Below are 16,421 nucleotides of genomic sequence, written 5' to 3'. Positions count from 1 at the left end.
GCGGGTCGCAGACGCGTGGTGCTGCTCGACCCCAGCCCCGAGATCGATGCGGGCCGCTACGCCGCCAAGGCGGTGGCGGGCGAACCGTTCACGGTGGAGGTCGACGCCTTCACAGACGGCCACGACCGCGTAGCCTGCGCGCTCTTGTGGCGTCCCGTCGGGGAGGACGAGACCGACTGGTCCGAGACGTCCATGACGGCACTGGTCAACGATCGTTGGCGCGGGCAGTTCACGCCGGCCCAGCCCGGCCGCTACGAGTACACGGTCATCGGGTGGATCGACCGGTTCCGCACGTGGGCCGAAGACCTGCGGAAGCGCATCGACGCCGACCAGGACGTTGCCCAGGAGCTGCTCATCGGTGCCGACCTGGTCGGCGAGGCAGCGGAAGAGGCTCGCGACGACACCTCAGCAGCACTGGAGGCCTGGGCCACCCGCCTGCGGAAGGCCGGCGGTGCGCCGCTGCGCGGCAGCACGGATGCCGCCCAGGACGTCCTCGACGCGCTGGATGAGCCGCTGGCGGCCGACGCCCGCCGCTGGCAGGCGCGCCGCTTCGTGGCGCGGTATCCGCGCGTCCTTCCGCTGCAGGTCGACCGGCCTCTCGGCCGGACCGGAGCGTGGTACGAGTTCTTTCCCCGTTCGACCGGTCCCGACGGGCGTCACGGCACCTTCGCGGATGCGGAGGCCCACCTGCCGTACGTGGCCGAGCTGGGATTCGACGTCATCTACCTGCCCCCGATCCATCCCATCGGACGGACCGCCCGCAAAGGCCCGAACAACCGCACGTCCTCCGGGCCTGCCGACCCCGGGAGTCCCTGGGCCATCGGCGCTGCGGAAGGCGGCCATACCGCGGTCCACCCGGACCTGGGAACGCTGGAGGATTTCCAGCACTTCCGCGCTCGCGCCGAAGCATTGGGCCTGGAGGTGGCGCTCGACATCGCCTTCCAGTGCTCGCCGGACCATCCGTGGGTGGAGGAGCATCCGCAGTGGTTCCGCCACCGCCCCGATGGCTCGATCCGCACGGCGGAGAACCCACCGAAGCGCTACGAGGACATCTATCCCTTCGACTTCGAGACGGAGGACTGGCGGGCGCTGTGGGAGGCCCTGCGCGACGTGTTCCTGTTCTGGGTGGAGCAGGGCGTGCGGGTCTTCCGGGTGGACAACCCCCACACCAAGCCCTTCCCCTTCTGGGAGTGGTGCATCGCCCAGGTCCGGGAGCAGAGCCCCGATGTGCTGTTCCTGTCGGAGGCGTTCACGCGTCCCAAGGTGATGCACACGCTGGCGAAGCTGGGCTTCTCGCAGTCCTACACCTACTTCGCGTGGCGGAACTCCGCGGCCGAGCTCCAGGCGTACATGGAGGAGCTGACCACACCCCCCACCTGCCACTACTTCCGGCCGGCGTTCTGGCCCAACACGCCCGACATCCTCACGGAGTACCTCCAGACCGGAGGTCGGGGAGCCTACACGGTGCGCCTCGTGCTCGCGGGCACCCTGGCGTCCACCTACGGGATCTACGGACCCGCGTTCGAGCTGTTGGAGCACCGGCCCCGTGAGCCGGAGAGCGAGGAGTACCTCGACTCCGAGAAGTACCAGGTGCGGGATTGGGACCTGGAGCGCCCCGAGAGCCTGCGCGAGCTGGTGCGCTTGCTCAACCGGATCCGACACGAGAATCCGGCGCTCCAATCCAACGAGCGCCTGCTGTTCCACGACACCGACGACGAGCACGTGCTGGCCTTCAGCAAGCGCACGCCCGACGGCTCCAACCGCATCCTCGTGGTCGTGAACGTGGATCCGCACCACGCGCACGCCGCCCACGTGGATCTACGGCCCGACGCCTTCGGTCTCGACGCCGACACGCGATATCGCGCCCACGACCTGCTCGGTGGCGGGCGCTTCCAATGGCCCGCCGAACGCGCCTGGGTCCACCTCGACCCGGCGGGCCTGCCGGCGCACATCTTCCGGCTCAAGCCCTACCAACCCCGCGACGAAACCCACTTCGACTACTTCGTATGAACCCGCTCGCGCCATCGCTTCGCAGGAGACCACCCCGGGCGCGACCGCGCCCGGCGTCCGATCCGCTCTGGTTCAAGGATGCCGTCATCTACGAGCTGCACGTCCGCTCGTTCCACGACTCCAACGGCGACGGGATCGGAGACTTCCAGGGACTGCGCCGTAAGCTCGACTACCTGCAGGAGCTCGGGGTCACGGCTCTTTGGTTGCTCCCCTTCTACCCGTCTCCGCTCCGCGACGACGGCTACGACATCGCGGACTACCACACGGTCCACCCGTCGTACGGTACGCTGGACGACTTCCGGGCCTTCCTGGAGGAAGCGCACCGCCGCGGGCTCAAGGTCATCACGGAGCTGGTGATCAACCACACGTCGGACCAACACCCGTGGTTCCAGCGGGCTCGCCGGGCCCCGCCCGGTAGCCCGGAGCGCGAGATGTACGTCTGGAGCGACACGCCGGATCGGTATTCGGACGCACGCATCATCTTCACCGATTTCGAGCCGTCCAACTGGAGTTGGGATCCTGTCGCCCAGGCGTACTTCTGGCACCGCTTCTACGGGCACCAGCCGGACCTCAACTACGACAACCCCGAGGTCCACGAGCGCATCCTCCAGGTCCTGGACTACTGGTTCGAGATGGGCGTGGACGGGATGCGGCTGGACGCCATCCCCTATCTGTACGAGCGGGAAGGCACGAGCTGCGAGAACCTGCCGGAGACCCACGCCTTCCTGCGGAAGCTGCGCAGCCACGTGGATGAGCGGTTCGCCAATCGCATGCTGTTGGCCGAGGCCAACCAGTGGCCGGAGGACGCCGCGGCGTACTTCGGCGATGGCGACGAGTGCCACATGAACTTCCACTTCCCCATCATGCCGCGGCTGTTCATGGCGCTGCAGATGGAGGACCGCTTTCCCATCGTCGATATCCTCGAGCAGACGCCGGCCATCCCGGCCAACTCGCAGTGGGCGCTCTTCCTGCGCAACCACGACGAGCTCACCCTCGAGATGGTGACGGACGAGGAGCGGGACTACATGTACCGCGTCTACGCCCGCGACCGGACCGCACGGATCAACCTGGGCATCCGCCGACGCCTCGGTCCGCTGCTCGAGAACGATCGGCGCCAGATCGAGCTCCTGAACTCGCTGTTGCTCTCCCTACCGGGAACCCCCGTCATCTACTACGGGGACGAGATCGGTATGGGAGACAACTTCTACCTGGGCGATCGCAACGGTGTGCGCACCCCGATGCAGTGGAGCGCCGATCGGAACGCCGGTTTCTCGGAGGCCAATCCGCAGCGCCTGTTCCTGCCCGTCGTGATCGACCCGGAGTACTACTACGGCTCCGTGAATGTGGAGGCCCAACAGGCCAATCCCAGTTCGCTGCTGTGGTGGATGCGACGCATCATCTCCCTGCGGCGCCGCCACCCGGCGTTCGGGCGCGGATCGTTCCGCTGGGTCCACTCCGACAACCGCCACATCCTGGCCTTCCTGCGGCAGCACGAAGGGGAATCCATCCTGGTGGTGGCGAACCTCTCGCGCTTCCCGCAGGCGTGCACGCTGGATCTCTCCGATCTGAGCGGCCGGGTTCCGGTCGAGCTGTTCGGCCGGACCCGCTTCCCGGCCGCGGACGGGGATCCGTACCCGTTCTCGCTCGGTCCCTACGGGTTCTACTGGTTCCGGCTCGAAGCCACGCCCACGGACGGAGCGGAGGGAGAGCCCACCGAGGCACCGGTCCTGGCCGCCGAGACCGAGCCCGTCGAGATCTTCCACGAGGCCCGCTGGGACGCGCTCGGTCCACCGTTGCTACGGCATGCGCGCCGCTCCCGCTGGTACCGGGGCAAGGGCCGCACCGTGCGGGAGGCCGCCGTCGCGGACGTGTTGGACCTCGACGGGTCCGAGGCCCGACGGCTGGCCCTGCTCCGCGTGGGTTACGTCGCCAGCGACTCCGATGCGGACGTCTACGTCGTTCCGCTGGAGTTGGACGCAGAGGAGGACGCCGACGACGCCGCGGACAGCGGTGGCATCGCCACCGTGGAGGTCCCGGACGGATCGGCGCTCCTGCGCGACGGCCTCGAGGAGCCGGAGACGGCGGGCGTGCTGCTCGACCTCATCCTGGAGCGAGGGACCGTGGAGGGGCAGGTGGGCGCGCTGGTGGGTCTGCGCACGCAGGAAGACGTCGATACCTCGGACGTGCCGACGGCCACGGTATCGCGCGCGGAGCAGAGCAACACGTCCGTGATCTTCGGCGATCGCTGGATCCTCAAGGTCTTCCGGAAGCTCGAGGCAGGACCGAACCTCGACCGGGAGGTGGTGGACTACCTCACCCGCCGCGGCTTCCCCAACACCCCGGCGATCCACGGCGCGCTCGAGTACCGCCCGCGAAGGGGGGAGCCGGCGACCCTGGCCGTGCTGCAACAGTACGTGCGGAATCAGGGCGACGTCTGGAGCACGGCGCTCGAATCGCTCGAACGCTATTTCGAACGGGCGCTGGCATCCGGTGCGGACGCCCGCCAGGTGGACGTCCCCGCGACCGCGGACCGCGCAGTGCCTTCCATGACGGATCTGCTGGGACCCGGCGTGGTGGACCTGTTCGATCTCCTGGGCCGTCGGACGGCCGAGCTGCATCGAACGCTGGCGGACACCGACGAGCCCGCGTTCCGACCCGAGCCCTATACGCCGTTCTACCAGCGTTCCCTCTACCAGTCCATCCGGAACCTGGTGGGTCAGACGTTCCGTCTGCTGGAGGCGCACGAGCATCGTCTCGACCCTGCCGCGCGCGAACGGGCCCGACACGTCCTGCGCTCCCGGGACGACATCCTGGAGCGCTCGCGGCCTCCCACCCGCGCGATCGGTGGTAAGCGGATCCGTGTGCACGGGGACTACCACATGGGGCAGGTGCTCTCCACGGGTCGCGACGTCATGATCATCGATTTCGAGGGGGAGCCAGCCCGTCCGCTCGGGGAGCGGAGACTCAAGCGCTCCCCGCTCCGCGATGTCGCCGGCATGCTGCGTTCCTTCCACTACGCGGCGAGCATGGGCCGACTCCGCCAGGAGGAGATCACCGGTGGAGGAGACGCCTCCACCCGCGAGGCGCTCGCGGCCTGGGCCGACCTGTGGTGCCGCTGGGCCACGCGGCTCTTCCTGGGCGCGTACCTGCGCACGGAGCGCGGCGCCGGGCTGGTGCCCTCCGCGGCTGCCGATCGGCGCTTCCTGCTGGACTACTACCTGATCGAGAAGGCGCTGCGCGAGCTGGGGTACGAAGTGGAGAACCGTCCCTCCTGGGCCTGGCTTCCGCTGGAAGGTCTGCTGGAGCTGCTCGGCACGCGCCCCGGTCCGGAGTCGCGCGCGTGAACGAGCGATCCTCGACGACGCCCGCCGCAGGGGTCGATGCGGACCTGCTGCCGTTGGTCGAGCTGTGGGGGCTCGAGCCGGGCTTCTGGCCCGCCGACGGCGGCGCGTTCCGCACCGCAGGACGCGAAGCGCTCCTGGCGGCGCTGCGCACGCTGGGTGCGCTCGACGAGGGCGACGATCTGGACGAAGCCGCACGGCGTCGGCAGGCCGAACTGACCGCGCGCATCCTCGATCCCGTGACCGTGGTCCGCGCCGACGTCGACGACAGCGTGCTCCTACGCGCCCCGGCAGAATGGAGGGACGTCTCCCTGCAGGCCCATCTCGAGGCCGAGGACGGATCGGCCGACCGGGAGTGGGCCGCGCCGCTCACTCCGGAGACGTGGACGAGCCCCTCCCCCACCGCGCCCGGGTGGCCGGCACGAGACGGTCTACCGGGCCCCCTGGCCCGGCTGCCACTTCCCCACCCACTCACGCCGGGGTATTGGACGTTGCGCGTGCGGGGTGCCGGACGGAGCGTGACGTCCCGGGTGATCGCGACGCCGGGCTCCGCCTGGACCCCTTCTCCACCACGTCGGGGATGGGGCGCGTTCCTGCCGCTGCACGCGCTGCGCACGGAGCGCAGCCGGGGCACCGGCGACTTCTCCGACCTCGAGCGCCTGCTCGACTGGCTCGGGGGCCTCGGCGCAGAGTGGTTGGGCACGTTGCCGCTGTTCCCGGTGTTCCTCGACCAGCCCTACGACCCCAGCCCGTACGCACCCGTCTCGCGGCGGATGTGGAGCGAGCTGTTCATCGATCCGGCGCGCGCGCCGGAGCTCGATCGGTCCGCCGATGCCTGCGCTCTCCTGAGCAACGCGACGTTCCGGGCGGAGGCCGCCCGCGTCCGCGAGGTGGGCGATGTGGACTACCGCAGCTCGGCTGCCCTCGTGCGTCGGGCCCTGGAGCCCCTCTCCTCGACGTTCTTCGCCGACGCCCCACACGCGGAGGCCCGCCTCGCGGCATTGGGACCGGACCGGGCGACGGTCGAGCGCTACGCACGCTTCCGCGGACAGCGCGACGCGGACGCGGACCGTTCCGACATGGGCACCGCGACGCGCTACCACCTCTATGCCCAGGTTCTGGCGCGCGAGCAGATCGAGCAGCTCACCCGACGGGAGGGCACGTTCACGGGTCTGTACCTGGACCTGCCTCTCGGCACGCATCCCGACGGCTTCGACCGCGCCGAGGATCCCGAACTCTACGCACCGGCCACGAGTGTCGGTGCACCGCCCGATCCCTTCTTCGATCAGGGCCAGAACTGGGGCTTTCCCCCCATGGATCCCCATCGCCTGCGCGAACGCGGGCATCGGCCGTGGGCCGACGCCTTCGCGCATCTGGCCCGGGCCGCGCGCGCCGTGCGCATCGATCACGTGATGGGACTGCACCGCCTCTTCTGGATCCCGGCGGACGTCTCCGCCACCGACGGCGTCTACGTCCGCTACCCCGCGCACGAGCTGCACGCCGTCCTGGCCGTCGAGTCGCACCGGGCCGGGATCGAGGTGGTAGGCGAGGACCTGGGCACCGTACCGGACGAGGTGCGGGCTGCGTTGGACGCCGGGTCCGTGCGTCGGATGTACGTGGTGCCGTTCCATCTGGAGCGCGACTGGACCGACCCCGCGCCCGCCGACGGACCCCCGCCGCCGCTCGAGCCGGTGCCTCCGGGCGCGGTGGCGAGCCTGGGCACACACGACATGGCGCCCTTCGCGGCCTGGTGGTCCGAGCGTGTGCGGGCCCGGACCGGGGACGCGACGCCACCGTCACCGGAGCGGCTCGAGGACGTGCGCCAACGACTTCTCGATGCGCTCGCGGAGAGCCCCGCCCGCATGGTGCTGATCGACCTGGAAGACCTCTGGCTCGAGCACCGACCGCAGAACGTGCCCGGCACGGCGTCCGACGCGAACTGGCGGCGCAAGGCCGCCCGTTCCCTCGACGAGATCCGAGCCTCAACCACCCTCGTGGACAGCCTGGTCCGCATCGACCGGATCCGGCGTGCGGCCGAGGAGCCCCGACCGATATGATCGTACATCCCGAACGAACGCTGCTGACCGAGCAGGACCTGCATCTCTTCAACGAAGGCACGCACCGGCGGCTCTACGAGCGGCTGGGGGGTCGCCTGGTCGCCCTCGGTCCCGATGCCGAGGGGGCCCACTTCGCCGTGTGGGCCCCGAACGCGGAAGCCGTCTCGGTCGTCGGGGACTTCAACGACTGGCGGGTCGACGATGCGCCCCTGGAGGCGTTGGGATCGTCCGGCATCTGGGCCGGCCTGGACGAGCGCGCGCGACCCGGGCATCGCTACAAGTTCCACATCCGGTCCCGCCACGGCGGCTACAGCGTCGCCAAGGCGGATCCCTTCGCCCTTTCCGCCGAGACGCCGCCGGCGACGGCGTCCGTCCTGAGCCGGCTCGATCACGAGTGGGGGGACGCAGAGTGGATGGCGCGTCGGGCGCGGCACAACGCCGCCGATGCTCCCATCAGCATCTACGAGGTGCACCTGGGCTCCTGGCGCCGTCCCGACGACCCCGACCGGGAGTTCCTGAGCTACCGGGAGATGGCCGAGCCGCTGGCACAGTACGCCACCGAGCTGGGATTCAGCCACGTGGAGCTCCTTCCCGTGATGGAGCACCCGTTCTACGGCTCGTGGGGCTACCAGACCACCGGCTACTTCGCTCCGTCCTCCCGGTACGGCAGCCCGCAGGACTTCATGTACCTGATCGATCGCCTGCACCAGGCCGGCGTCGGCGTCATCCTGGACTGGGTTCCGTCCCATTTCCCGACGGACGAGCACGGGCTGGTCTTCTTCGACGGCACCCACCTGTTCGAGCACGCCGACCCGAAGGAAGGCATCCACCCGGACTGGGACAGCGCCATCTTCAACTACGGCCGCAACGAAGTGCGCGGCTTCCTGCTCTCCAGCGCCCTGTTCTGGCTGGACGTCTATCACGTGGACGGCCTGCGGGTCGATGCCGTGGCCTCGATGCTCTACCGGGACTACTCCCGGGCCGCAGGCGAGTGGATCCCCAACGAGTACGGGGGCCGGGAGAACCTGGAGGCCATGTCCTTCCTGCGGTCCCTGAACGAGGTCGTCTACGCCGAGCATCCGGACGTGCAGACGTTCGCGGAGGAATCGACGTCCTGGCCGATGGTGTCGCGCCCCACCTGGCTGGGCGGTCTCGGATTCGGCCTGAAGTGGGACATGGGGTGGATGCACGACACGCTGCGCTACTTCGCGCGTGAGCCGGTCCACCGGGCGTATCATCACGGGGAGCTGTCGTTCCGGATGATGTACGCCTTCAACGAGAACTTCACGCTACCGTTATCTCACGACGAAGTGGTCCACGGGAAGGGCTCGTTGCTGGGCAAGATGCCTGGAGACGAGTGGCAGCGGCGCGCGAATCTGCGCACGCTCCTCGGGTACATGTATGCGCAGCCCGGCAAGAAGCTGCTGTTCATGGGCGGTGAGATCGGACAGGAGCGTGAATGGAACCACGACGCCCAGCTCCAGTGGGACCTGCTGGAGGATGCGGGGCACCGAGGCCTGCAGCGCTGGGTCGCCGACCTCAACCGGGTCTACCGTGAGCAGCCCGCGCTGCACGTGCACGACTTCGATCCGGAAGGCTTCCAGTGGTTGGAGGTGCACGACTCCGGCCGAAGCGTCTACGCCTTCCTGCGGCATGGCGGTGGAGAGAGCGTGCTCGTGGTCATCAACGCCACGCCGACCCCCCACGAGAACTACCGCGTCGGCGTCCCCGCGGCCGGCACGTTCTGTGAGCTGCTGAACAGCGACGCGACCCACTACGGCGGCAGCGGGTGGGGCAACCTGGGCACGGTCGAGTCGACGCCCGTTCCCCATCACGGGCTGTGGCACTCCCTGGTGCTGACCCTGCCTCCCTTGTCGATCGTCCTGCTGACCCGGGACGATGAGGCGTCCACCGCATGACGTCCCGCACGTCCGGGGCCGCCGAGGGCGCACCCCTCGACCGCGGTCTGGGCGCCCTCACGCAGCCGCAGGGCGGGACCACCTTCACGGTGTGGGCGCCCGACGCGAAGCGCGTGCGCGTCCGCCTGTACGAGCCGGAGCGCGACGTCGAGCTGGAGCCCGCCGAGCACGGTCACCATACCGCCTTCGCCCCCGAGGTCGGGAGCGGGACGCGCTACATGGTGTTGCTCGACGACGGTCCTCCCCTGCCCGACCCCGCCTCGCGGTGCCAGCCCCAGGGCATATGGGGTCCGTCCGAAGTCGTGGCGCGGGCCTTCCCCTGGACGGATCAGGCGTGGCGGGGACGGCGGCTGGAGGAGCTCGTCTTCTACGAGGTTCACGTCGGTACGTGCACGACCGCCGGGACCTTCGACGGCTTGATCCAGCGCCTGGACGCGTTGGTGGACCTGGGCGTGACCGCGCTCCAGCTCATGCCCGTCGCCCAGTTCCCGGGCGCCCGCAACTGGGGCTACGACGGCGTCTTCCCCTGGGCGGCCCAGAACACCTACGGCGGCCCCGACGGGCTGCGCCGCCTGGTGGACGCCGCCCACGCACGTGGACTCGCCGTCTTCCTGGACGTGGTCTACAACCACCTCGGACCCGAAGGCAACGTGCTGGGCCGCTTCGGCCCCTATTTCACCGACCGCTACCGCACGCCCTGGGGCGACGCCCTCAACTTCGACGGCGCGCACAGCGACGAGGTCCGCCGCTACTTCATCGAGAGCGCGCTCTGGTGGCTGGGCGACTGCCATCTCGACGGCCTTCGCCTGGATGCGGTGCATGCGATCCTGGATCGGTCGGCCCGCCCGTTCCTGCAGGAGCTCGCGGAACGGGTGCATGCGTTGGGGCAGGAGTCGGGACGGACCCTGCACGTCGTGGCCGAGAGCGACGCGAACGACCCCACCCTGGTGGAAGCTCCCCGGCTCGGCGGGTACGGCCTCGACGCGCAGTGGAGCGACGACCTGCACCACTCCGTCCATGCCCTGCTGACAGGGGAGGAGTCGGGCTACTACGAGGACTTCGGCGGCATCGAGCAGCTCGAGCGTGCGTTGCGCACCGGCTACTCGTACACGGGTCAGCGCTCGCCGCACCGGGGTCGTCGGCACGGGCGGGTCCCTCGGTCGGTCGCTCCCTCACGCTTCGTCGTCTACGGCCAGAATCACGACCAGGTGGGGAACCGCGCACGTGGCGAACGGCTCATCCACCTCACCGACCTGGAGGGTGTGAAGCTGGCGGCAGCCACCATCCTGCTTTCGCCCTTCCTGCCGTTGCTGTTCATGGGGGAGGAATGGGGCGAGACGCACCCGTTTCCGTATTTCATCGATCATTCGGATCCGGCCCTCGTGGAAGCCGTGCGCGAAGGCCGCGCCCGCGAGTTCGCTGGGTTCCGCTGGGCGGGCGAGATCCCCGATCCGGCCGCGCCGGCGACCTTCGAGTCGGCGCGGATCGTTCCGGAGCGGGCGCAGGACGAGCCCCATCGCACCCTGCTCACGTTGTATCGCACGCTGCTGGCGTTACGCAGCGCGCGCTGGAACAGCGGCGCACGGGCCGACGCGGAGCCGCCGGACGTGGCGCGCATCGGAGCCGACACGATCGCGCTGCGGCACCGGAGCGGCCGACGTCCGACGCTCCTGCTGCTCCACTTCGGACGGGAGGCCGCCGCCGTGCCCGTCACGGTCCCGGACGGAACCTGGCGCCGACGGCTCGACACGGCGGCGGAGCGGTGGAGAGGACCGGGAAGCAGGGCGCCCGAGCGCCTGGAGGGGGAGATGCACGTGGATCTGCGACGGCGCTCGGCCGTCTTGTACATCGAGGAGGATTCATGAGTCGGGGGTTCGTTTGTATCCACGGGCATTTCTACCAACCCCCCCGCGAGAACCCGTGGCTGGAGGCCATCGAGCCCCAGGAGACCGCCGCTCCGTATCACGACTGGAACGAGCGCATCGCGGTCGAGTGCTACGCGCCGAACGCGTGGTCGCGCATCCTGGACGGGGACGGCCGCATCACCGAGATCGTCAACAACTACGCCCGGATCAGCTTCAACTTCGGACCCACGCTGCTGGCGTGGATGGAAGCACGCGATCCGGGCACCTATCAGGCCATCCTCCAGGCCGACCGCGAGAGCCGTGAGCGATTCGCGGGACACGGCAACGCGCTGGCGCAGGGGTACAACCACATCATCCTGCCGCTCGCCGACGCGCGGGATCTCACCACGCAGGTTCGCTGGGGCATCCGCGACTTCGAACATCGCTTCGGTCGGCGGCCGGAGGGGATGTGGCTGCCCGAGACGGCCGCCGACACGGCCACCCTCGAGGCGCTGGCGGCCGAAGGACTGGCGTTCACCATCCTGGCGCCCCGGCAGGCGCGCGCCGTGCGGGCACCCGACGCCGAGGAATGGACGGACGTGGACGAGTCCACGATCGACCCCAGCCGGCCCTACCGGGTGGAGCTGCCGTCCGGACGCTCCCTCACGGTCTTCTTCTATGACGGACCGCTGTCCCAGGCTGTCGCGTTCGACGGCATGCTGCGGTCCGGCGACGCGTTCGCCGATCGACTCCTGGCTCCCCTCGAGGCGCACGACCGGCCTTCGGCGCTGGTCCACATCGCAACCGACGGCGAGACGTTCGGTCACCACCATCGACACGGCGAGATGGCGCTTTCCTGGGCCCTGGAGCGGATCGAGCGCGATCCCGAGGTGGAGCTGATCAACTATGGTGCCTATCTGGAGCGGCATCCGGCCGAATGGCGGGCCGAGATCCACGACGGCAGCTCGTGGAGCTGCGTCCACGGCGTGGAGCGCTGGCGCTCCGACTGCGGCTGCCGCGCCGGCCGCGGGCCCAACTGGACCCAGGAGTGGCGCGGCCCGCTGCGTGCGGCGCTCGACGGCCTGCGCGACCGGGTACGACCGCTCTGGGAGCGCGCGGCCGCGGAGATCTTCGACGACCCCTGGGCCGCGCGCGACGGCTACATCGACGTCGTGCTGGACCGGGGGGAAGCGAGCCTGGAGCGCTTCTTCGCAGCGCACGCCGGCCGGGCCCCGGAGGGCGAGGAGCGCGTGCGGGCCCTGGAGCTGATGGAGCTGCAACGCCACGCCATGCTCATGTACACCAGTTGCGGGTGGTTCTTCGACGAGATCTCCGACCTCGAGACCGCCCAGGTGCTGCAGTACGCGGGGAGGGTGGTCGAGCTGGCCGGGCTGCTCTTCGACGTGGACGTGGAGACGGAGTTCCTGGAAGACCTGGCCGCCGCGCCCAGCAACCTGCCCCGGTGGGGGGACGGCCGCACGGTCTATCAGCGCACGGTGGGACGGGCCCGGGTGGAGCTGTCCAAGGTCGCGGCCCACCATGCCGTGATCTCGCTGTTCGAGCCCGGCTCCGAGGAGGTCTACGGGTACCGTGTGGACGTCGAAGACGGCCACGTGGTCGAGTCCGGCCGCACGCGACTCGCGTACGGGCGCTCCCTGGTCCGCTCCGCCATCACCGGCCGCAGGGGTCGGTTCACGTCGGGCGTGCTGCACCTGGGCGACCAGAACCTGGTCGGCGGTGTGCGCCCGTTCCGGGGAGAGCAGGAGTACCAGGAACTCACGTCCACCCTGCGCGACGCGTTCGACGCCGGAGACCTTCCCTCCATCGTGCGCACGCTGGACGAGCACTTCTCGGCCGGGATCCACTCCCTGCGCTCACTGTTCCGTGACGAGCAGCTCCGGGTGCTGGACCGGCTCCTGGGACCCGCGCTCGAGCGCTCCACCGATGCGCTGGAACGGGTCTATGAGGAGCACAGCGTGGTGCTGCGCTTCCTCGTGGAGCTGGACGCGCCCCTGCCGCCGGGTCTGCAGCGTCTGGCGGAGCAGGTGCTGGCCCAGCGCCTGCGCTCCGCCTTGCATCCGCCGGCGGTCGATCTGGACGTGGCCACCGACCTGGTGCGGGAGGCCGAGCAGGTGGGCGCGGAGCTGGCGGAGGCGCCCGTGGCCCACGCCGCCCGCGCGGCCGTGCTCGCACACGTGCAGGAGGTGGCCGCGTCTCCGGACGACCCGGCGCGCCTCGCCGCCGCCCTCTCGGCCGCAGGGCTGGCCCGGACGCTGCCGTTCGACGTGGATCTGTGGGAGGCGCAGAACGTCTTCCACGGGCTGATCCGGTCCGTGGATGCGGGGGATCTCGACAACGGTGGAGGGGAACGGCGCGAGCGTCTGCGGGCGCTGGGGGCGGCGCTGCGCGTCGCAGTGCCGTGATCCCGGCTCCGTTCCGTTCCACCTACCGGCTGCAGCTCACGCCGGAGCGGGACTTCGCGCACATGCGCGCGCACCTGGACGCCCTGGAGCGTCTGGGCGTGGGAGCGCTGTACCTGTCCCCTGTGTTCGAGTCCGTCCCCGGCAGCGAGCATGGCTACGACGTGGTCGATCCCACGCGGGTGCGCGCCGCGCTGGGCGGCAGGAGCGGCCTGGAGTCGCTCGCGGCCGACGCCCACGAGCGCGGGATGGGCATCGTGCTGGACCTGGTCCCCAACCACATGGCCGCCCACGCCGACAACCCGTGGTGGTGGGACGTCCTGACCTTCGGAGCGGCCTCTCCGCATGCGCGCATGTTCGCCCTCACCTGCCCCGGGACCCGCGACGAGCCGATCACCCTCCCGGTGCTCGGGAGCGCGCTCGAGGACGTGGTGGGCGCGGGCCAGCTCCAGCTCGGGATCCACGAGCACATGCTGGCCTTCCGTCATCATGAGCACCGGGTGCCGCTGACGCCGGCGTCGTGGGCGCTGGCCCTGCGCGGCGCCGACGACCCGCTCCAGGATCTCCGGGCACGCTGCGACGCCGTGGACGAAGCCGACATCGCGGCCGCGCGCGCCCTCCAGCGTCATCTGCGCGAGCGTCTGGACGCCGAGCCCGCCTTCGCAGGCGCGCTGCATTCGTGGCTGGACTCGCTCCCGGCTCGCGATCCGGAGCGCGTCCTGGCGCTGGTGCGGATGCAGCCCCACCGCCTCGTCTCCTGGCGACGCACGGGCGAAGGCCTCGGGTACCGCCGCTTCTTCGACATCACCGGCCTGGTGGGCGTGCGGGTCGAGGATCCCGCGGTCTTCGCCACGACCCATGCGCTGGTGGGCGACCTGCTGGAGCGCGGAGTCGTCGACGCCGTGCGCATCGACCATGTCGACGGCCTGCGTGATCCAGCCGGATACCTCGACCGGCTCGCCGCGTTCGTGCGCGAGCGCGCGGGCGGACCGCGCCGGATCCTGGTCGAGAAGATCCTGGCTCCCGGAGAGCGCCTGCCCGCGAGCTGGCCGGTGGACGGCACCACCGGATACGACTTCCTGGCCGCGGCCGGACGGCTGTTCGTCCGTCCCGAGGGCTTCGCCCGGCTCGTCCGCGCCTACGCGCTCCGCACCGGGCTGCCGCTGGACTTCGACTCGGTCACGGTCGTCACCAAGCGCCACGTGGCGCGGGCGCTCTTCGCCTTCGAGGTCGGTCGCCTGGCGCGCAGCCTGCCCACCGCGCCGGACGGCGCCCGCCTGGACGAGGCCGAAGCCACCGAGGCCGTGATCGAGCTGACCGCCCACCTCCCGGTCTACCGCACCTACGCGACCTCCCTGCCGCTGACCGGAGCGGACCGGCGTCGGGTGGACGCCGCACTCGCCGCCGCCGGCTCCGCGGCTACGCTGCCGGCCGGTGCCGAGACGCATCTGCGCGCAGGACTCCTCGGCGAGGCGGCGGCCGAGGCCTGGACGGACTGGGTGCTCGACTGGCAGCAGCTCTCCGGCGCAGTCATGGCCAAGGCCGTGGAGGACACCGCCTTCTATCTCTACGTCCCGCTCGCCGCCCTGGCCGAGGTGGGCGACGAGCCGGCTCCCCTCGCCGCCCACTCCGACGGAGCGAATGCGACCGCGACCTTCCACGCCTTCTGCGCCGAGCGCCGTCGCTCGTGGCCCGGCACGGCGAACGCGACGTCCACGCACGACACCAAACGAGCCGAGGACGTGCGCGCCCGGCTCGCGGTGCTGAGCGAGATCGCGCCCCGGTGGGAGGCGGCGGTGGAGCGCTGGACACGCGCCCACGCCCACCTGCGCACGGAGGGCGCTCCCGATGCCAGTGAGGAATGGCTGATCTACCAGACGCTGCTGGGCGCCTGGCCGGCGGAGGGCCCGGCGGGTCCGGAGTTCCTGGAACGCATGGACGCGTATCTCCTCAAGGCGCTGCGCGAAGCCAAGGTCAATACCGCATGGCGCGACCCCGACCCGGAGCACGAGGCCGCGGTGCAGCGGTTCGCCCGCGCCCTGCTGGACCCGCGGCGCGCATCGGGGGGCTTCCGTGCGGAGTTCGAGGCGCTGGCGGCCGACGTGGCCTTCCATGGCGCCCTGAACTCCTTGACGCAGCTCGTGCTGCGCGCGGCCGCTCCCGGTGTGCCGGACGTGTACCGCGGGACCGAGCTCTGGGACCTCAGCCTGGTCGACCCGGACAATCGACGCCCGCTCGACTACGACGCCCGCGACGCGGCTCTGACGGCCGCGGAGCGCGAAGCGCCGGCGACGCTGCTCGCGCGCTGGCCGGACGGGCACGTGAAGACGCAGGTCCTGGCCCGCACGCTGGCCGCGCGTCGCCAGCACGGGCGTCTCCTGCTGGAGGGAAGCTACCTGCCGCTGCCGGCGGAGGGATCCCGGGCGCGGCATGCCCTGGCCTTTGCGCGGATCCTGGACGACGCGTGGGCCCTGGCGCTGGTTCCCCGGTGGACCACGGCGCTGACGGCGCGCCCGCGCGCGCCGCTGGGGGACGACGTGTGGGACGGAACGCACCTTCCCCTGCCGGACCACGCCCCGCGGCGCTGGCGCAATCTGCTGGACGGAGCCGTCCACACGGTCGTCGAGGGAGACCCGCAGGAGCGCGCCGCGCTGTCCGTCGGCGCGCTGTTGTCCGAGCTCCCCGTCGCGCTGCTGGTGGGCGAGGTCGGGTAGACCCGGCCCGCGCGTTGGGGTGGCGCTGCGCTCGCGCCCGCGGTCCCGCTTCCCCCGACGCCGCCCCTCCCATTACCATCGGCGCGACGGGCCCCGCTCGGCCCACCCGCACCCGC

General features: G+C 70.8%; 7 protein-coding genes. All 7 read left to right on the top strand.

The features are described 5' to 3' along the window. Nucleotides 1–15: 15 nt before the first annotated feature. From R3E98_00115 to treY, 7 genes are read left to right on the top strand one after another with little or no spacing between them, the layout of a single operon-like run. A complete protein-coding gene (locus tag R3E98_00115) occupies nt 16–2,010 on the top strand; it encodes a maltotransferase domain-containing protein (protein MEZ4421782.1) in 1,995 nt (664 codons plus the stop codon). After that, on the top strand, nt 2,007–5,354 hold the full coding sequence (gene treS / locus R3E98_00110; protein ID MEZ4421781.1) for a maltose alpha-D-glucosyltransferase: 3,348 nt from the start codon (nt 2,007–2,009) through the stop codon (nt 5,352–5,354). The genes R3E98_00115 and treS overlap by 4 nt, the downstream gene beginning before the upstream one ends. After that, nucleotides 5,351–7,408: a 4-alpha-glucanotransferase gene (locus R3E98_00105; protein ID MEZ4421780.1), complete on the top strand. Its 2,058-nt coding sequence runs from the start codon at nt 5,351–5,353 to the stop codon at nt 7,406–7,408. The genes treS and R3E98_00105 overlap by 4 nt, the downstream gene beginning before the upstream one ends. Beyond that, complete coding sequence (glgB, locus tag R3E98_00100) at nt 7,405–9,327, top strand: 1,4-alpha-glucan branching protein GlgB (protein MEZ4421779.1); 1,923 nt, start codon at nt 7,405–7,407, stop codon at nt 9,325–9,327. Before R3E98_00105 ends, glgB begins: the two co-directional genes overlap by 4 nt. Continuing rightward, complete coding sequence (gene treZ / locus R3E98_00095) at nt 9,324–11,192, top strand: malto-oligosyltrehalose trehalohydrolase (GenBank protein MEZ4421778.1); 1,869 nt, start codon at nt 9,324–9,326, stop codon at nt 11,190–11,192. Before glgB ends, treZ begins: the two co-directional genes overlap by 4 nt. Further along, entirely contained in the window at nt 11,189–13,594 is a 2,406-nt protein-coding gene (locus tag R3E98_00090) for a DUF3536 domain-containing protein (protein ID MEZ4421777.1), read from the top strand. Before treZ ends, R3E98_00090 begins: the two co-directional genes overlap by 4 nt. Then, on the top strand, nt 13,591–16,305 hold the full coding sequence (gene treY, locus R3E98_00085) for a malto-oligosyltrehalose synthase (GenBank protein MEZ4421776.1): 2,715 nt from the start codon (nt 13,591–13,593) through the stop codon (nt 16,303–16,305). The genes R3E98_00090 and treY overlap by 4 nt, the downstream gene beginning before the upstream one ends. The last annotated feature ends 116 nt before the right edge of the window (nt 16,306–16,421 follow it).

This window comes from Gemmatimonadota bacterium (assembly GCA_041390125.1).
In the GTDB taxonomy this organism is placed as follows: Bacteria; Gemmatimonadota; Gemmatimonadetes; order Longimicrobiales; family Gaopeijiaceae; genus JAGQIF01.
Note: the sequence above shows the minus strand (reverse complement) of the source record. Positions and strands in the feature narration are given on the sequence as shown.